This is a genomic window from Edwardsiella piscicida (assembly GCF_021733145.1).
Taxonomy (GTDB): domain Bacteria; phylum Pseudomonadota; class Gammaproteobacteria; order Enterobacterales; family Enterobacteriaceae; genus Edwardsiella; species Edwardsiella piscicida.
Map to the genome: position 1 here is coordinate 2584064 of NZ_CP090968.1, position 17045 is coordinate 2601108.

Below are 17045 nucleotides of genomic sequence, written 5' to 3' on the forward strand. Positions count from 1 at the left end.
GCTCAGCCGCTTAAGGCGCCTGACGGCTAAGGGTTATCGCCACCGTTTTACCGTTAGTATAGGGTAAAACTGCACTTTCTCCGAACACATCGCTCGGCCCGTCCACCTCCGCGCCCGGCGGCACCACCCGCGCCCGGATGGAAAACTGCGTCAGCGAAGAGAGCAGCCGCTCCGGCATCATCGCATCGCCGTCTGACAGGGTCACCGACTGCGGGAAATGGCCCAGCGGCAGCCGTTTTACCGCCACCGGCAGCGGGCTGCGGCCGTCGGTCAGGGTGATCATCAGCTGGCTGCCGGACGGCAGCTGACGCTCCAGCGCCGGATCCATGCTGATATCGACCCGCACCTGCGCGGCGTCGATCCCCGCCTGCACCCGCGCCTGCGCAATGCTGCGCTCGATCATATCGCGACGCCGATCGTCCGGCGGCAGCAGCTTCAGCATCATCTCCCAGGCGCCGATCGCCTGACGGAACTCCCCCTGTTCGAAGGCGTTAAACGCCAGCAGGCTCAGCACCCGGGTATTCTGGTGATCCTGGCTAAGCAGACGGCGCAGCAGCGCGGCGGCGTCGCGGTTATCCTGCGCATCGCTGGAGCGCGTCAGAACCTCGGCGTAGCCCAGCCCCACCTCCGGCGCGTTGGGGGCCAGCTTATAGGCATGGGCAAACGCCTGCGTGGCCGTCGTTGCGTTATTCAACGCCATCCCGATCCGCCCCAGCATCACCCAGTCCGCCACGTTGTTCGGCTGCGACTGCAGCTCGGTGCGCAGCCCCAGCCCAAGGCGCGTCAGCTCCTCGCGATCCAGCGGCTGCTGATCTTCGTGCATCACCCGCTCGCGCAGCTGCGGCAGCTGCGTCATAACCCGCTGCCACTCGGCCACCTGGCTCCAGCCGCCGGTTTTCAGGTAGAAGCCCAGCGACAGCGCCACCAGCACCAGCACGCCCGGCAGCAGCGCCCAGCGCCCGATCGGCTGAGCGCGCGGCGCCCCGTGCTTCGGCACGTCATTCAGCAGGTTATGCTGCAGATCCGTCAGCATCTCTGCGTGACCCTCTACCAGCCCCTGCGCCTCATCCTTCGCCAGCTCGCGCAGGCGCTGATGATACAGCTGGGTATTCAGGCGATCGCGATCCGCCCCGTCGTCGCCGCGCGGCGTACGCAGCGCCGGGACCAGAAACAGCGCTGCGGCAGCGGCCAGCAGCAGTAGCACTATCAGCCAAAAGGTTATCATCGCGGCTCTCCATCATGCTCTTGGTTAAGCAAGCGCCGCAGGCGCTGCCGCTCGGCCTCGCTGAGGTCAGCCTGCGCCGCCTCGCTATCGCGCTGCGCCGCGCGCGCCGGACGGCGACGGGCCAGACGCACCAGCACCCATCCCCCGCCCAGGATCGCCAGCAGCGGCCCGATCCACAGGATCAGGGTCGCCGGCGTCACCGGCGGCTCATAGGTCACAAAGTTGCCGTAGCGCGCCACCATATAGTCCACCACCTGCTGCTGGCTATAGCCCTGCTGCATCAGCTCATACACCTTCTGGCGCATGTCCGAGGCGATGATGGCGTTGGAGTCGGCAATGCTGTTGTTCTGACACTTGGGGCAGCGCAGCTGCTCCGTCAGCTCGCGATACTGCTGCTCCTGCGCCTCGCTGGTAAAGTTGTAGGTGTCGATCACCGCCGCCCACAGGACGCCCGGCAGCAGCAGTCCCAGCGCCAGCAGCGCGCCGCGTAGCCCCGTCATGATTGACCTCCCTGATATTTCAGCCACAGCGGCTCAATCTCTTCTTTCCAGACCCGCTCATTCAGATCGCCGGCGTGGCGATAGCGAATAATGCCGTTACCGTCGATCAGGAAGGTCTCCGGCGCGCCGTACACCCCCAGATCCAGCCCCAGCATGCCGTCGCCGTCATACAGGCTCAGCGCATAGGGATTGCCCAGCTCGTTCAGCCATTTTATCGCCTTCTGCCGATCGTCCTTGTAGTTCAGGCCGACCACCCGGATCCCGCGCGCCGCCAGGGTATTCAGATACTGATGTTCGGCATAGCAGGTGGGGCACCAGGTGGCCCATACGTTCAGCAGCAGCGGCTTGCCGTCGCGCAGCACCGACTGGCTGTAGGTTTTGCCCGGCGTATCCAGCGAGGCGAGGCGGAACGCCGGCACCGGTTTACCGATCAGCGCCGACTCCAGCATCGTGGGATCTTCACCGCTGGCGTTACGCTGCAGCTGGATCAGAAACGCCAGCACCAGCAGTAAAAACAGCGCCAGCGGAATAAAAAGCAGTTTACGATTCATGCCGTTTTCTTCTCCTGAGCATCCTTGGCGCGGCGCGCGCTGCTGCGGTAGCGTGGATCCAGCATACACAGCAGGCCGCCGAGCGACATCAGCACGCCGCCGTACCAGATCCAGCGAACAAAGGGTTTGTAGTACAGCCGGACGGCCCAGGCGCCGTCATCCAGCTCCTCGCCCAGCGCGGCATACAGATCGCGCGTCAGGCCGCCGTCCACCGCCGCCTCGGTCATCATGCTGCGCGCGTTGGTATAGAAGCGCTTCTCGGCGCGCAGCGTGGTCTCCGGCCTGCCGTTGCGCAGCACGTCGATCAGCGCCTCGCCGCCGCTGTAGTTCGGACCGCTGATCTCATGCACATCGCGGAAGACAAAGCGGTAGTCGCGGATCTCCAGGCTATCGCCGGACTTCATGCGCACGTCGCGCTCAATGCTGTAGTTCTGGCTGAAGGCAATGCCGATCACCGTCACTGCCACCCCGAGGTGGGCCAGCACCATCCCCCACTGGCTGCGCGACAGCTTACCCAGCCCGCGCCAGAAACCGTCGCGGTGAGTCGCCCGCTGGTACAGCTCCACCAGCGTCAGCACCACCACCCACAGCGCCATCAGCAGCCCCAGCACCGTCATCGCCACGATGCGATCCTGCAGCAGCCACGGCAGCAGCAGCGCCAGCGCCGCGCTGATCACCAGCGCGGCCAGCAGCGGCGTGCGCAGGCGGCCCAGCGTATCGCGGCGCCAGCGCACCAGGGGGCCGACGCCCAGCAGCAGGGCGAACGGCACCATCAGATAGGTGAACATGGTATTGAAAAACGGTTCGCCGATGGAGATGCTGCCCAGCCCCAGCTGCTTGTGCACCAGCGGCAGCAGCGTCCCCAGCAGCACCACCAGCGTCGCGGCCACCAGCAGCACGTTGTTCCCCAGCAGCAGCGTCTCGCGGGAGAACAGCTCATGGCGGGTATGGCTGCGCACCTGACCGCCGCGCAGCGCGTACAGCAGCAGCGAGCCGCCGATCACCACCACCAGATAGGCCAGGATAAACATGCCGCGCGCCGGATCGGAGGCGAAGGCATGGACGGAGACCAGCACCCCGGAACGCACCAGGAAGGTGCCCAGCAGGCACAGGGAGAAGGAGGTGATGGCCAGCAGCACCGTCCAGGCCTTAAAGGTGCCGCGCTTCTCGGTCACCGCCAGCGAATGCAGCAGAGCGGTGCCGGTCAGCCAGGGCATCAGAGAGGCGTTTTCCACCGGATCCCAGAACCACCAGCCGCCCCAGCCCAGCTCATAGTAGGCCCAGAACGATCCCAGCACGATCCCCAGCGTAAGGAATACCCAGGCGGCCATGGTCCAGGGGCGCGACCAGCGTGCCCAGGCGGTATCCAAGCGCCCGGCCATCAGCGAGGCGATGGCAAACGCGAAGGCGACGGAGAAACCGACGTAGCCCATGTACAGCAGCGGCGGGTGGAAGATCAGCCCCACGTCCTGCAGCAGCGGGTTCAGATCTCGCCCATCGATGGGAAAGCCCGGCAGCGTGCGAATAAACGGATTGGAGGTCAGCAGGATAAACAGCAGGAAGCCGATGTTGATCATCCCCATCACCGACAGCACCCGCGCGACCGAATCCAACGGCATGCGGCGGCTCAGCAGCGATACCGCCAGCGTCCACCAGCTGAGCAGCATCACCCACAGCAGCAGCGACCCCTCATGGGAGCCCCAGGTCGCGGCGATACGGAAATAGACCGGCAGCTGCGAATTGGAGTTGGCCGCCACGTAGGCCACGCTAAAGTCATTGGCGATAAAGGCATACACCAGGCAAATAAAGGCCAGGGTGATGGTGGCGAACAGCCCAAAGGCCAGCGGCCGCGCCAGGGCCATCATGCGCAGATCGCCGCGCGCCGCGCCCCAGCAGGGGTAGACGCTGAGCAACACGGACAGCGCCAGCGCCAGCGACAGTAAAAAGTTACCGATCTCTGGGATCATGATGGATTTCCGTCCCGTTGCTCTGCGCCCGACGTGGGCTGATGATGGTTCTCTTTCATCGCTTCTTCGATCTCCGGCGGGGTGTATTTCTCATCATGCTTGGCCAGCACCTCTTTGGCCTGAATGACGTTGCCCGGCGCCAGTACCCCCTGGGCGACGACCCCCTGCCCTTCACGGAACAGGTCGGGCAGAATGCCGTTGTAGGTCACCTCGACCGCGCCGCGGGCGTCATACAGCTTGAAGCTCACCTTCAGGCTATCGGCATCGCGCTGCACCGATCCGGGCATCACCATGCCGCCGATGCGCAGGCGCTGGCCCACCTCCGGCTTCTCATGCTGCGCCCCTTTCCCCATGATGATTTCACCGGGGGTGTAGAACAGATCGATGTTGGCGCGCAGGGCGTACAGCACCAGCGAGACCGTGACGGTCAGCCCCAGCAATACGCCAACGGCCAGATACAAACGGTGTTTACGTCGTGAATTCATCATACGGGGTCACTCTCCCTGTTATCGTCATCCGCGGCCTGCTGCGCCCGGCGTATCCGCTGCTCCCGCGCCTGATGGCGGCGGATCTCACCGAACAGCGCGCGCCGGCGCAGGCGGGTATGCAGCACCAGCCCCAGCAGCGGCAGCAGCGTCAGCGCAACCGACAGCCAGACATAGAAGGCGTAGCCGCCCATCGCAAAAAACGCCTGCCAAGAATTAAAGAACGGTGTCATTGCGGGCGCCTCCCTCGCGAAGCCGGCGACGACAGCAGCGCGGCGACCCAGGGGCGGTGCCGCTCCTGCTGCAGAATAAGGTTACGCAGACGCATCAGCGTCAGCGTGACAAAGAAAAACAGGAAGCCAAAGATGCTCAGCCGCAGCGGGGCGCGCATGCTGGGATCGATGCTCTGCTGCATATTGCTGGACCCCTGGTGCAGCGTGTTCCACCACTCGACGGAGAAGTGGATGATCGGCAGGTTGACCACCCCGACCAGCACCAGAATGCCCGCGGCCCGCCCGGCGAGACGGCGATCCTCAAAGGCGTTATACAGGGCGATCACCCCCAGGTAGAGAAACAGCAGCACCAGCTCGGAGGTCAGGCGAGCGTCCCACACCCACCAGGTTCCCCACATCGGCTTACCCCAGGCTGATCCGGTCGCCAGCGCAATAAAGGTAAACACCGCGCCGACCGGCGCCATGGCCGCGCCGACCAAATCCGCCATCTTCATCTGCCAGACCAGCCCGACAAAGGCCGCGACGGCCATGCCCGCGTAGATCCCCATCGACCAGATGGCCGCGGGAACGTGCAGGTACATAATGCGGTAGCTGTTACCCTGCTGATAGTCCGCTGGTGCAAAGCCGAATCCCCAGATCAGGCCGGCCAGAAGAAACAGGATACCAAGCCCCCCTAGCCAGGGGGTCAGTCTGCCGCACAGCCGATAGAGCCGTTCCGGCATGGCAAGCTGATGAAGCCATTTCCACATAGCGATTGCTCACAATTGTAATGAATGGTCCGGGCTGGCGCCCGGAGTGATGAAAAGTCATTCAAATTCGGCATTTATATACAATAAACGCCGCAAATTTTGTCCTGCCGATAGCCCTAGCATCAACACGGTTTTAGTTATCGCTGCATGCAAGAACCGGCCTATAACTGTCACCCTACTGAATACTCACCCGCAGCGCGGCGGCGGCGGCAAAGGGCGCCAGCGTCATGCTGCCCGCCAGCATCGCGCCCAGGATGGCCAGATAGCCGCCGATGGGCATCCCCATCGACGCCGCGTCGATGGCCGAGGTGGCGAAAATCAGCACCGGGATATAGAGCGGCAGCACCAGCAGGCTCAGCAGCACCCCGCCCTTGCGCAGCCCGACCGTCAGCGCGACCCCGATAGCCCCGATAAAGCTCAGGGTCGGCGTACCGAGCAGCAGCGTCAGCGCGACGGCCTGCCAGGTTGCCGCGTTAAACGACAGCAGCAGCGCCACCAGCGGCGACAGGATCAGCAGCGGCAGCCCGGTCAGCAGCCAGTGGGCGATCACCTTGGCCAGCACCGTCAGCGTCAGCGGCGCCGGGATCAGCACCAGCTGCTCCAGCGAGCCGTCCAGAAAATCGTCCTTGAACAGCCGCTCCAGCGACAGCAGCGCCGCCAGCAGCGCCGCCACCCAGACGATCCCCGGCGCGATACGCGCCAGCAGCTGCGGCTCCGGCCCGATGCTCAGCGGGAACAGCGTGACCACAATCAGAAAAAACCACAGCGGGTTGATGATCTCCGCGCCGCTGCGCAGCGCAATGCGCAGCTCGCGTCGAATGACTGCCAGTATCATACCGCCTTCTCCTCACCGCGCAGGCGCAGGCGACGCATGGCGGGATAATTCAGATCCTGGTGGGTCGTCAGCACGATAGCGCCCCCGGCCGCACAGTGGCGCTCAAATAGCCCGATCAGCCGGGCCACGCCGCGTTTATCGATCGCCGTCAGCGGCTCATCCAGGATCCACAGCGGCGCCTGGCTCAGCCACAGCCGCGCCAGCGCCACCCGACGCTGCTGCCCCGCCGACAGCTGGGCGACCGGAACATCCTCAAAGCCGACCAGCTCGACCTGCGCCAGCGCATCCCAAATGGCGGCCTCATCCGTCTGCCCCAGCACCCGGCAGAAAAACGCCAGGTTCTCAAACGCCGTCATCACGCTTTTGACGCCGGGATGATGCCCTAAATACAGCAAATTCTGCTGATAAGTCTCACGCTGACGACGGATGGGCTGCCCCTGCCACAGGACCTCGCCGCGATCCGGTAAGGCCAGCCCCGCCATCATCCGCAGCAGCGTGGTCTTCCCCGCCCCGTTAGGGCCTTCAATCTGAATTATCTCCCCCGCCTGTACCCGAAAGTCCAGATCGTCAAACAGCACACGCTCATCGCGGCGGCAGCCCAGCCGGGAAATGGTCAACATGGATAGATTCTGTCCTGATTTTAATCGCTGCATAATAGCATAAGCCCTTCGTCCCCCGAACCCCGTAGGTGACACTCCTCCTAACTCATTCGGGGTAAAATAACGCGTGAGATCAAGGATAATCACCGGGTAGATCCCGCCAAGGCACCGGAAATGCCGCCCATACCGACGCAGTTCACATTTTACCGCCCGACGCCCGGCGCGCGCTCCCTCGACAGGAGGAAAGCGGCCGGAGAAAACGCGCTGCGATCTGCGCCAAGAACAGACGGCGTAGCGTAGCGCACCTCACCCATCGCGTTGGCGTCAGCCTCCGCGAACCGCGCGCTTTCCTATCCCGCCCCATCATCATTAAGCACAATAAAGAAAGAATTAAGCACAATAAAGAAAGACTTCATTATTTCTTAATTAGATTAGGCTGATATATAGCAAATATATCGCGTATATATATTATGAAAATACATCCCCGCACTACAGCGCAAACACCGCGTCTCTCGCGGCCCCGTAAATGTGACGCCTCGGCGATACGGCGCGCGCCCTCGGCGTCGATTTACGGCGATACGATGGAGAATAGTAGCTATAATAGCATAATAAATATGATGATTTTGGTTAGAAACCCGACAATCCCAGATAGCGCGCGTCGGCTTTAGTGATACATTGGATTTACTTATAAAGATCTGTTTCATTACCACACGAAATAGTAATTATCATTATCAATGGTGTGTTATATAGTACCTAAATAGAACTACTATAATAGCCACAGGTAATCATGGAACTCTTCAACGATGTCGTGTTGCTTAACGCCTTCATCCCCAAGCTGGTGGTATTAGGTATTCTTTGTTTCATTATCACTCAGCTGTCGGTTAAATTTGCCGCACGCTATCGTCTATTACGCTATTTCTGGCATCCGCGCCTGATCGTCTGGGCTTATGCATCGGCCGTCTATGCATTACTGGTTATCACCACGCTTTATATTTAACGGGTCATGATATGCTAAAGTCACCTGCTTCACGCACGGCGTTATTTCTCGCCATCACCTTCACGATCATTATCTTTGCCATCCATAAATACAATCAGCAGCTGAGCACTCGCCACGGCGTCGTGCGGGCGAATATCATCAATATCGCGCCGCAGGTGAGCGGCCTGGTCACTCAGGTCAATGTGCGTCACAACCAAGCGGTCAAGAAAGGCGATCTGCTCTTCTCCATCGACGACAGCGACTACAAGATCAATCTCCAGAATGCCCAGGCGAATCTGGCGAACGTCGAGCAGCAGCTGCTTGAGCAGAGCGCCGCGGTGCTCTCGGCCAAGGCGGCGCTGCAAAACGCGCAGAGCCAGTACCGCTATCGGCAGGCGAACTTCCAGCGCATCAGTAACCTGAAGCAGCGTAATTTTGCCTCGACCAACGATTACCAGCAGGCCGAGACGGATCTCAGCGTGAGCAAGGGAAATGTGGCCACCGCGCAGGCGCGGCTGCAACAGGCGATCGCCGCCCGCGGCGCTATCGGCCCAGACAATGCGCAGCTGCTGGCGGCCAAGGCCGCCTTGGCGAAGGCCGAGCTGGACCTAGCCCGCACCCACATCTATGCCCCCAGCAACGGAAACATCGCCACGGTCAACCTCAACGTCGGCGACTACGCACGCCCCGGCAGCGCCGTCCTGGCCGAGGTCGATACCGATAACATCTGGGTAGAAGGCGCCTTTCCAGAAACCGTCATCGCCGGCATTCGCGTCGGCGATCAGGCCAAGGTCTACCTGATGGCCGATACCCACATCGTCTACCGCGGCCATGTACAGAGCATCGGCTCCGCGATCAACTCCAAGGAGTTGCCAAACCCGGGCCTGCTGTCGGAGCTGCCCCAGGTCTTTGACTGGGTTCGCCTGGCGGAAAACGTCCCGGTCAATATTCAGCTGGACCCTGGCAGTGACATGGCGAATCTGATTCCGGGGCTCAGCGCTACCGTCGATATCGTTAAATAGGGCGTCCCATGCTACTGCAAAGTTTAAAAGCCCTGCGGCTCACCCTTGCCGTGATGCTCTCGCTCTATATCGCCATGCGACTGGGGATGCACTCGCCGGATTGGGCCGTAACCAGCGCGCTCATCGTCTCGCTGGGGACGATAGGCCAAGTCCGCAGCCGCTGGTGGCAGCGCATCGTCGGTAACTTTGTCGGTGGCTGCATCGGGTTCTTCGTCATCTGGTGGTTAGCGCAGGATCCCTTTACCATCATGCTCTGCGCCGCGCTGTTTGGCAGCGTCTGCACCTATATCAGCCTGACCAATTTTCAATATAAGGATATGTGGCGCTGGGTGCTCATCGGCTTCATCATCGTCTTTAGCGCCTCTCTCTCCAATCCCAGTCACGCCTTCAGCGTACTGTTCGACCGCGTAGGCTGCGTGTTCATCGGCTCCTCGGTGATCTTCATCTTCAACCTGCTGTGGCCGCTGGAGTATGCCGCGTCGTGGCAGAGTCAGTACCACGCTATCCTGGAAAAACTGGACTCCCTGCTCAATAAAGAGGATGTGGATGCGGTGACGCTATACCTGGATCTGTCGCAGAAGATCGACCTGCTGCGTCAATCCATGTCCTTAAACTATAGCGACTACCGCGCCATCTACTCCCATGAATACAATCTGATCAATAAAATCTACGCGCTGGAGAAGCTCAGCCGCCACCTCTACTCCCTGCGAATGCAGCACGCGCTGGATAGCCAGACAAAGGCATGGATTAGCGCCGCCATCGCCGCGGCCAAGGCGCACCAGACCATCCCGCCGATGACGATGGCGCACTCCCCGCGCTACGCCTCGCTGCTGACGCTGATCGCCGCCGATTTGCACGACATCGTGCAGAAAAATGCCACCACTGACGCACAAAGCCGCTTTCGCTGGCAGTGGCAAAACCGCATGTTCAGCGCCGGAACCGACTCCGCCTTTAGCAGCGCGCTCCTGTTCTTTGTCAGCTGTATTCTCAGCATGCTGCTCTGGCGCTATGGCTGGCCCGGCGGTCCTCAGGTGATGCTCTTGACGGCGGTGCTGCTCGTGATGTGCCAATACGGCGAGCGAATGTCGCCCAAGGGGTTCGCCATCGGCTTTAGCCTCGGCACGCTGTTCGCTTTTCCGATCTTTATTTTTCTCCTGCCTAGCCTGCACAGCGCCAACGCATTCTGGCTCAGTATGCTGTTAATCTATTTTCCGATGGCCTTTGTGATAAATGGGCAATATAAAGTGCGGACGCTCCCCTTTATCGCCTTTGCGGTCGCCGTCATGGTCAACGCCAATAGCCACAACTATGTTCCTGGCAATGACTATTTCAATGGCTACACCACCTTTCTCTTCGCCCTGGTCGCCGTCATCACCATCAGCTCGGGAGCGCTAAGCCTACTGGTGGTGAATGATACCGAGACCCGACTCAAGGCGCAGATCGACGGATGGGTCAAGGAGCGCCAGCGTTTTTTCAACCGCCGCAGCCAGGCGCGGAGCAAGATACTGGTACGCCTAGAGCGCCGCACCGACATCATCCTTAGCATGTACAGCAAGCTCGATCCGGCGCAGCAGGAGAATTGGCGTAAAAGGGTATCGACAATACCGTTGATGCTGACGCGCATCCAGCGCTGGGAACATCTCGATACCCTCGCGGCATCGACAAGCACCTGATGCCGGCGGGGCTACGGCGCCCCCGCTCAGCGCGGCGCCGCGGACTGCGCATTTAGTAGGCGGCGCCGCGCAAAAAGAGCGCGTTCTGTCCCCTCTCCCGAGGATCGGCTTGAAAAAAAGAGAGGGAATACGGTAGGATAGCTCAATGCTTCGGCACGGATAGCGCCGCTGCGCCACACCGTATACACGTGTTCCCTTAGTTAAATGGATATAACGAGCCCCTCCTAAGGGCTAGTTGCAGGTTCGATTCCTGCAGGGAACGCCATTACATAGTTCGTCAACATCCGCATAAGTTCGCTAACCCCACGCCAGATAAGCAATCACAGATAATTTCCGTCCGCTACCGTTCGATTTAGATCGTTGACAGCCGCACTCTTTTGCGGGTAAAAAGCGGGTAAAACATTTTACCCACCGGGGTTTTACCCATGCTCACGGTTAAACAGATTGAAGCAGCAAAGCCAAAAGACAAGCCCTATCGCCTACTGGATAGCAACGGGCTATACCTCTACATACCAGCCTCTGGAAAAAAGGTGTGGCAACTGCGTTTCAAACTAGGCGGTAAAGAGAAAATTTTAACCGTGGGTAAATATCCTCTTGTTTCTTTACAAGAAGCTCGTGACAAAGCCTACCAGGCAAGAAAGGATATTGCCGATGGTATAGATCCAGTAAGGACCAAAAAGGAAAGCGAGAAGGATAACTCATTCTCCGTGATCTATAAGGAATGGTACGCCCACAAGCGCCAGGTATGGTCTGAAGGGTATGCGAATGAATTACAGCGGATGTTTGAAACTGATATTCTCCCGCTCATAGGTGCGATGGAGATGGATGAAATCGAGCCTATGGCCCTTTTATCTGTTGTGAGGCGGATTGAAGAGCGCGGAGCCATGGAGAGAGCAAACAAGGCCCGGCGTCGTTGTGGTGAGGTGTTTCGTTACGCCATAGTAACGGGGAGAGCAAAATACAATCCAGCGCCGGATCTCGCTGATGCAATGAAGGGATACAGGAAGAAAAATTTCCCTTTCCTTCCTGCTGAACAGATCCCTGCATTCAACCAGGCATTGGCTGGATATTCAGGCAGTATAGTTTCGAAGATTGCCACTATGGTGTTGCAGTATACAGCCCTGCGAACCAAAGAGCTCAGATCTATGAAATGGCCTAACGTCGATTTCACTTCCGGACTAATTACGATCGACGAATCGGAAATGAAGAGCCGTAAGCCTCACATTGTCCCTATGTCGCACCAAGTCGCTGAGTTGCTCAAAGCATTAAAGCCAGTCACTGAACCTGTATCGCAGTTTGTATTTGCCGGTAGAAATGATAAAAATAAGTCGATCAGTGAAAATGCCGTTCTATTGGTCATTCGCCAAATCGGCTATGAAGGGCTGGCGAGTGGTCACGGTTTCCGCCACCAATTTAGCACCATTCTACACGAGCACGAATGGCCTTCTGAGGCGATAGAGCGCCAGCTTGCTCACACAGATAAACAGTCCGTGCGCGGGATCTATAACCATGCACAATATCTGGATAAAAGGCGAGAGATGATGCAATGGTGGGCTGACTGGATAGACGGCAATGTCGCATGACCTTCGCGTTACGAACTCAAAGAATTGCCTTGTAACATAACCAACGCCGCGCTCACACCGTCCCACGTGTTTATGGCGTCCATGCCCCACCCCAATCACTCAACCAGCCGGCTTTGGCGGCCATGCGATATCAGGAGCCGCCGAGGTATCAACTGCCTGAACCGCCTTGATGTAGGTCATCCAGGTAATCAGGGCAGCTTTATCGCTATCGGTAATCATGCCGAGTTGCAGCTCCGTCTGCCACAAGCCAATTTTCTCTTGAGCTTCACTCAGTAGGAGGCTCTTTTTCTGTTCAGCAAGTTCCACATTAGCAGCATGCTGAGCATTGAGATCGGTAACCCATGCTGTACCATCCCACGCATCGTATGGTGTGCTTGGCTTTATCAGGGTATATCCTGGCTTTATGTCACCAAGATACGTGACTTGCGATGACTCACCAGTTGACGTTGAATACACAGTATCCCCCCTGTGATCATCTATATATTCCCAAGCACTCCCGTTAAAAATACGAGTTTTACCTGAAATTTCCTTTGGCGGCGTCAGAATAGTGGAGTCGCTTGGTATTCCTGTCCCTGATAATAATCTGACATCATAACCTCCAATAAACTCATGATCATTACGAGAGAAACCATATACAGTCATGACGATATCGTTTATCGCATTACCATTCTTATCTAACATAATTATTTTGCCCTAGTGATATAATTCCATGCTACAGACTTAACCCGAGTCTGTTCTGCGGTTCTAACGACATTAGAGGCATTAAACCCAATTGCACAATCACGCCTTTCAGTTCCGCCACCCCAGACATTAGCACCAATTTTATCAACCGAAAAAGCACCAGATGCTACGGGGGACGATCCATTAAATGGCATCCATCCAAATTGTCCTGTTATATTTTGTATTGCATCATCTTGATAGCTGAGTAATGCGCGACCTATATCGATCCCCCTACCATTATCCCACCCTCTTGCGGTATACCCCCGCATATCTGTAGGAAGCCTGTTGTCAGGATACACATCATGTAATTTTGGGAATAGCTCTGGATCAAAAGATTGGCCCATGTATGGGATAAAGTGCATACCACAATTAGGCCATATTTCTTGAGGCATTCTCTCAAGTGCCCAAGGGATTAGCGATCCAATAAGCGGACATCCATACTCAAAACTGGAGTTAGGGTCATAAACTGCCCACGACTTAAAATTTGGTTGATCACCCCACTTAATTCTCGCTGCAATCTGACCATTGTGTGATATATACAGCTGCGATATTGTACCACTATTTGATGTTACATATAAAACACCATAACCATAGATATATGTTCCATTTTTCATTGGAAAGTCGGCAACAGATGATGGCGTCCCTATTGAGACCTCATAAATGCCTCCCTGGTTACATCCAGCAAAAGCTCCGCCATTGTTAAGACGTCCAATATATTTTTTTGACCATGCATTACCCGCTAAAGTTACGGTTTCTTTTAACCCTAGGCATTCAATAGCACTGTCTTGGTCAGTTTTACTCAGTAGCGATTTAGCAAATGTACTCAAGTCCGCAGCCTCGACAGAGCTGGGCCCCGTCAACACAACGATCTTATTTGCCGCATCCTGCAACGCAGCAATCGCGCCCAGTAGTTCTGATTTATCCTGCTTGGTATCCAACCCCCCAGAGATACGATCAGCCTCTACCTTGGCACTCTGTGCAGATCCTTCCGCCGCCAACGCACTCCCTGCGGCGGCTGTTTCCGAGGATTTCGCGGCGCTAGCACTACCTGCTGCCGCACTGGCTGAGCTTGATGCCTGTGACACTGATTGCGCAGCAGATGATGCGCTCTCTGCCGCTGCAGCTTCTGAAGCTTTCACTTTATCGGCCAATCCCGCCGCCTGTGACGCTGACTGAGCAGCTGCCATTTGCGAATTATGAGCACTACTTGCCGATCCAGCAGCCTGCTCTGTAGAGGAATGCGCTTCCGTGGCGCTGGATGCGGCACGATCTGCATCTGCACGCACAGCCTCCTTCAGAGTAGCCTCGGTTGCCTGTGCCGCTTTTGCAGCTGCATCATTTGCCGCAGTTTCCGCAGAGGAGGTCGCGGCCAACTCCGACGCTTTCGCAGCATTCTGGCTGGCCAATGCTGCAGCTGCGCTCTCCGCGGCTGCCGACTCTGAACCATGGGCGGACTGCTGACTGGCCTGAGCGGCCAGGGCGCTACTGGCGGCTGCCTGCTCTGATTCTTTAGCTGCATTCTGACTGGCCAGCGCAGCAGCAGCGCTGTCTGCTGCCGCAGACTCCGAGGCTTTGGCCGCTTGCTGGCTGGCCTGCGCAGACTGGGCGCCACTAGCAGCTAATTGCTCCGACGCTTTCGCGGCGTTCTGGCTGGCCAGTGCTGCAGCGGCGCTCTCCGCGGCTGCCGACTCTGAACTATGGGCGGACTGCTGGCTATTCAGTGCTGATCGAGCGCTCTCTGCGGCGGCATCCTTATTTTTTTCAACCTCAGCAGACTGGGCTGAAACTTTGGCCACCATTATCTCAAACTCTTTCATCACATCAGGGCGTAAATCACCATCCACTGGGAGCCCTAGGAAATAGTTCAGGGTGCCATCAGGAGAGTCGTGGTAAATTTGGATATCCCCGACATACTCCGGCGGATATCCATCCACACAGAGCGTTACGCGGTACTGCCCTGGCTCCGCTGCCATGTCATATAGCCCTGCCTCTCCAGGGCTCTGTGATGCGACAGTATGAACAATGACGCTTGCGCTCGTTCGTAGCGCTTTCAACGCAATTTCACAATTGGTAATAGGTTTCCCCATCCCATCTTTTAGGATGCCGGTAATGCGTGCCATATTGACTCCATAAATAAAAAAGGCCACCGATGGTGGCCCTGTTACTTAGTGACTATTTATTCAGAATGGGAGAGCCCAAGTAATACTAATGGTCCCATCTCGAAAGTTAGCATTCCGATCACCTCGCCAAAAATACCGTGTTCCGCTATAGTTACTATATGAAATTGATAAATCACCAGGTTGATAACCTGAAACATAGCCAATGCTATAGGTATAGTCTGCATCCCATGGTTGTTGCTGAGATCTATCTGGGTAAAAGAACGTCGAAACCCTGAAAAAATAATTATGTTTTAATGTATACCCGCAACTTCCAAGCAATACACTCTTCCCTTTCCGTATTCTACTCTCTTGTGTCGAGTAATATCTTGGGCCATATAAATAGCCTATTTGGCATGTTAGGCTATCACTAGGATATATCAATATATTTTTATTCCATGAGTTCGGAAGCGAAAACTTATATGCCGCAGTAATCATTCCTTGCTCTATTTTTGTTCTGCGATCACCTTCTTGTGGGAAGAATTTATTATTGTCACCATAATTGCTATATACTAGGCTGAATGTTCCTGGCCTCCAATCATCATAGCCAAAACTATAAACAAAATCAGCTCTATAACGATTAATATTTTGCAATGGTGTCCTAACCGTCAAATTAGCAAAAAAAGAGCTTAATGGGGAGTACTGAAAACTAACAAAGACTCTTTGGTTATATATGTTTTTGGTCTCACTCTCAGTATAACTTACTGGTATATACTTGTCTTGATTAGACAATGGTGCATTATAAGTAATAGCTGTAGACAATCTCGCTTCTGAACCAGAAAAAAGGCGAGACCACGGGGTGGTAAACACGGGAACAGAGTCCTCTGCACCATCAGCACCAAAAGCACATATCGGAAAAATAAAAAACAATAAAAAAACATATTTTCTCTTATTCATTTATCTCATCTCAACCATCCTTAGGCTTTTCTTTAATTAAGAATAGATACAGGTGGATGCTTTCTCCACCCCATAGAGAGAAAACAACAAAATGAATACACATCTTATTGATTTATAAGAAAGTGCAAAGCGAACCAATAACATTTAATCGCACCACACTTACCCGTCATGTCAAAACTCTAAAAAATAAGACCAACCCCAACCAAAAAGCCATGGCTGCGGTCATCACCGCCAACACCGGTATATGAGAAGTCCAGGACATAACCTCCGGCGTTAAGCTGGACTCCGGCGGCGTAAGCCATCGATACACGGGTTAACTGCTGATCCGCAGTGTGCAAAGCCGTCCCAAGCACATCGTTAGCGCCATCGTCCACCTGAATATGCCAGCTCAGCCGATCAACGCTGGCACCCGCCAGCCCATATAAACTGAGATTGTCGGTAACTCGATACGATGGACCCGCCATGATCCCCCATCGCTGGGAACGGCTACGCCCATCAACAAGTACAGGGACACCCGGCCCATAATTATGCCCGCGCCGGATCTGCATTCCCCGGCGTAATCCGGTGTAACTTAGCCGCCCTATCACGCCCCAGCAGTCGGTAAACTCATAGCGATAGGAAAGTGCAACACCTTCCGCATCACGGTATGGCGCCGTGGACGCACCAAAGTGTTCAGATCCAATAAACTGATCTGTAATCTGCTTAAACCCAGCCAAATCTTTCTCAACCTGGCCATTCGATTGCTGTATATAATTCAGCGTTATTGTTGAATCACCTGAACTCGCTTGAGCCATACCAGCAGCGAAAAGCAAAATAGCAGGACATAAAATGCATACACGCATACCAGATCCTTTTATGAAGGGGTAATGTGGAA

The 17045-nt window shown here is 56.5% G+C and carries 17 protein-coding genes and 1 tRNA gene; 5 read left to right on the forward strand and 13 right to left on the reverse strand.

Annotation, left to right across the window (positions count from 1 at the left end; translation table 11 throughout):
- Nucleotides 1-10: 10 nt before the first annotated feature.
- From ccmI to ccmA, 9 genes are all read right to left on the reverse strand, one after another.
- Nucleotides 11-1225 (reverse strand): c-type cytochrome biogenesis protein CcmI, encoded by a 1215-nt coding sequence (ccmI, locus tag L1P05_RS11705; protein ID WP_012849282.1) that lies wholly within the window; start codon nt 1223-1225, stop codon nt 11-13.
- Nucleotides 1222-1725, reverse strand: a complete 504-nt coding sequence (locus L1P05_RS11710) for a cytochrome c-type biogenesis protein (RefSeq protein WP_012849283.1) — start codon at nt 1723-1725, stop codon at nt 1222-1224. Before L1P05_RS11710 ends, ccmI begins: the two co-directional genes overlap by 4 nt.
- Nucleotides 1722-2276 (reverse strand): DsbE family thiol:disulfide interchange protein, encoded by a 555-nt coding sequence (locus L1P05_RS11715; RefSeq protein WP_012849284.1) that lies wholly within the window; start codon nt 2274-2276, stop codon nt 1722-1724. Before L1P05_RS11715 ends, L1P05_RS11710 begins: the two co-directional genes overlap by 4 nt.
- The gene (locus tag L1P05_RS11720) at nt 2273-4243 is read right to left on the reverse strand and encodes a heme lyase CcmF/NrfE family subunit (protein ID WP_012849285.1); all 1971 of its coding nucleotides are present in this window, start codon (nt 4241-4243) and stop codon (nt 2273-2275) included. Before L1P05_RS11720 ends, L1P05_RS11715 begins: the two co-directional genes overlap by 4 nt.
- The gene (ccmE, locus tag L1P05_RS11725) at nt 4240-4728 is read right to left on the reverse strand and encodes a cytochrome c maturation protein CcmE (RefSeq protein WP_015461968.1); all 489 of its coding nucleotides are present in this window, start codon (nt 4726-4728) and stop codon (nt 4240-4242) included. Before ccmE ends, L1P05_RS11720 begins: the two co-directional genes overlap by 4 nt.
- Entirely contained in the window at nt 4728-4961 is a 234-nt protein-coding gene (gene ccmD / locus L1P05_RS11730; protein WP_012849287.1) for a heme exporter protein CcmD, read from the reverse strand. The genes ccmE and ccmD overlap by 1 nt, the downstream gene beginning before the upstream one ends.
- Nucleotides 4958-5710 (reverse strand): heme ABC transporter permease, encoded by a 753-nt coding sequence (locus L1P05_RS11735; protein ID WP_015461969.1) that lies wholly within the window; start codon nt 5708-5710, stop codon nt 4958-4960. The genes ccmD and L1P05_RS11735 overlap by 4 nt, the downstream gene beginning before the upstream one ends.
- A 175-nt stretch (nt 5711-5885) precedes the next feature.
- Nucleotides 5886-6545: a heme exporter protein CcmB gene (ccmB, locus tag L1P05_RS11740; protein ID WP_012849289.1), complete on the reverse strand. Its 660-nt coding sequence runs from the start codon at nt 6543-6545 to the stop codon at nt 5886-5888.
- Entirely contained in the window at nt 6542-7165 is a 624-nt protein-coding gene (gene ccmA / locus L1P05_RS11745) for a cytochrome c biogenesis heme-transporting ATPase CcmA (RefSeq protein ID WP_041692531.1), read from the reverse strand. Before ccmA ends, ccmB begins: the two co-directional genes overlap by 4 nt.
- A gap of 766 nt (nt 7166-7931) precedes the next feature.
- Here ccmA and L1P05_RS11750 point away from each other — a divergent pair.
- The 5 genes from L1P05_RS11750 to L1P05_RS11770 all read left to right on the forward strand — a co-directional run bounded on the left by L1P05_RS11750 (nt 7932) and on the right by L1P05_RS11770 (nt 12398).
- Entirely contained in the window at nt 7932-8141 is a 210-nt protein-coding gene (locus L1P05_RS11750; protein WP_012849291.1) for a DUF1656 domain-containing protein, read from the forward strand.
- Between the two features lie 11 nt (nt 8142-8152).
- Complete coding sequence (locus L1P05_RS11755) at nt 8153-9142, forward strand: HlyD family secretion protein (RefSeq protein WP_012849292.1); 990 nt, start codon at nt 8153-8155, stop codon at nt 9140-9142.
- 8 nt (nt 9143-9150) lie between these two features.
- Complete coding sequence (locus tag L1P05_RS11760; RefSeq protein ID WP_012849293.1) at nt 9151-10815, forward strand: FUSC family protein; 1665 nt, start codon at nt 9151-9153, stop codon at nt 10813-10815.
- A gap of 190 nt (nt 10816-11005) precedes the next feature.
- Nucleotides 11006-11080: transfer RNA gene (locus tag L1P05_RS11765), tRNA-Arg, on the forward strand.
- A 160-nt stretch (nt 11081-11240) separates the two neighbouring features.
- Nucleotides 11241-12398 carry a tyrosine-type recombinase/integrase gene (locus L1P05_RS11770; RefSeq protein ID WP_012849294.1) on the forward strand — a complete coding sequence of 386 codons (1158 nt, stop codon included), beginning with the start codon at nt 11241-11243 and terminating at the stop codon, nt 12396-12398.
- Nucleotides 12399-12497: 99 nt separating this feature from the next.
- Here the strand turns inward: L1P05_RS11770 and L1P05_RS11775 are convergent, their stop codons facing one another.
- The 4 genes from L1P05_RS11775 to L1P05_RS11790 form a co-directional block, all read right to left on the reverse strand.
- Nucleotides 12498-13079 (reverse strand): tail fiber assembly protein, encoded by a 582-nt coding sequence (locus tag L1P05_RS11775; protein WP_012849295.1) that lies wholly within the window; start codon nt 13077-13079, stop codon nt 12498-12500.
- Nucleotides 13080-13081: 2 nt separating this feature from the next.
- Nucleotides 13082-15238, reverse strand: a complete 2157-nt coding sequence (locus tag L1P05_RS11780; RefSeq protein ID WP_012849296.1) for a prophage tail fiber N-terminal domain-containing protein — start codon at nt 15236-15238, stop codon at nt 13082-13084.
- Between the two features lie 60 nt (nt 15239-15298).
- On the reverse strand, nt 15299-16171 hold the full coding sequence (locus tag L1P05_RS11785; protein ID WP_014526502.1) for a hypothetical protein: 873 nt from the start codon (nt 16169-16171) through the stop codon (nt 15299-15301).
- Nucleotides 16172-16350: 179 nt separating this feature from the next.
- Entirely contained in the window at nt 16351-17013 is a 663-nt protein-coding gene (locus L1P05_RS11790; protein WP_012849299.1) for an Ail/Lom family outer membrane beta-barrel protein, read from the reverse strand.
- Nucleotides 17014-17045: the final 32 nt, after the last annotated feature.

Bases quoted from the DNA above. Each gene is read 5' to 3' on its own strand.
- ccmI (WP_012849282.1), bottom strand. From the start codon at position 1,225: ATGATAACCTTTTGGCTGATAGTGCTACTGCTGCTGGCCGCTGCCGCA.
- ccmB (WP_012849289.1), bottom strand. From the start codon at position 6,545: ATGATACTGGCAGTCATTCGACGCGAGCTGCGCATTGCGCTGCGCAGC.
- L1P05_RS11785 (WP_014526502.1), bottom strand. From the start codon at position 16,171: ATGAATAAGAGAAAATATGTTTTTTTATTGTTTTTTATTTTTCCGATA.
- L1P05_RS11750 (WP_012849291.1), top strand. From the start codon at position 7,932: ATGGAACTCTTCAACGATGTCGTGTTGCTTAACGCCTTCATCCCCAAG.
- L1P05_RS11710 (WP_012849283.1), bottom strand. From the start codon at position 1,725: ATGACGGGGCTACGCGGCGCGCTGCTGGCGCTGGGACTGCTGCTGCCG.
- L1P05_RS11760 (WP_012849293.1), top strand. From the start codon at position 9,151: ATGCTACTGCAAAGTTTAAAAGCCCTGCGGCTCACCCTTGCCGTGATG.
- ccmA (WP_041692531.1), bottom strand. From the start codon at position 7,165: ATGTTGACCATTTCCCGGCTGGGCTGCCGCCGCGATGAGCGTGTGCTG.
- ccmD (WP_012849287.1), bottom strand. From the start codon at position 4,961: ATGACACCGTTCTTTAATTCTTGGCAGGCGTTTTTTGCGATGGGCGGC.
- L1P05_RS11720 (WP_012849285.1), bottom strand. From the start codon at position 4,243: ATGATCCCAGAGATCGGTAACTTTTTACTGTCGCTGGCGCTGGCGCTG.
- ccmE (WP_015461968.1), bottom strand. From the start codon at position 4,728: ATGAATTCACGACGTAAACACCGTTTGTATCTGGCCGTTGGCGTATTG.
- L1P05_RS11780 (WP_012849296.1), bottom strand. From the start codon at position 15,238: ATGGCACGCATTACCGGCATCCTAAAAGATGGGATGGGGAAACCTATT.
- L1P05_RS11770 (WP_012849294.1), top strand. From the start codon at position 11,241: ATGCTCACGGTTAAACAGATTGAAGCAGCAAAGCCAAAAGACAAGCCC.
- L1P05_RS11775 (WP_012849295.1), bottom strand. From the start codon at position 13,079: ATGTTAGATAAGAATGGTAATGCGATAAACGATATCGTCATGACTGTA.
- L1P05_RS11790 (WP_012849299.1), bottom strand. From the start codon at position 17,013: ATGCGTGTATGCATTTTATGTCCTGCTATTTTGCTTTTCGCTGCTGGT.
- L1P05_RS11735 (WP_015461969.1), bottom strand. From the start codon at position 5,710: ATGTGGAAATGGCTTCATCAGCTTGCCATGCCGGAACGGCTCTATCGG.
- L1P05_RS11755 (WP_012849292.1), top strand. From the start codon at position 8,153: ATGCTAAAGTCACCTGCTTCACGCACGGCGTTATTTCTCGCCATCACC.
- L1P05_RS11715 (WP_012849284.1), bottom strand. From the start codon at position 2,276: ATGAATCGTAAACTGCTTTTTATTCCGCTGGCGCTGTTTTTACTGCTG.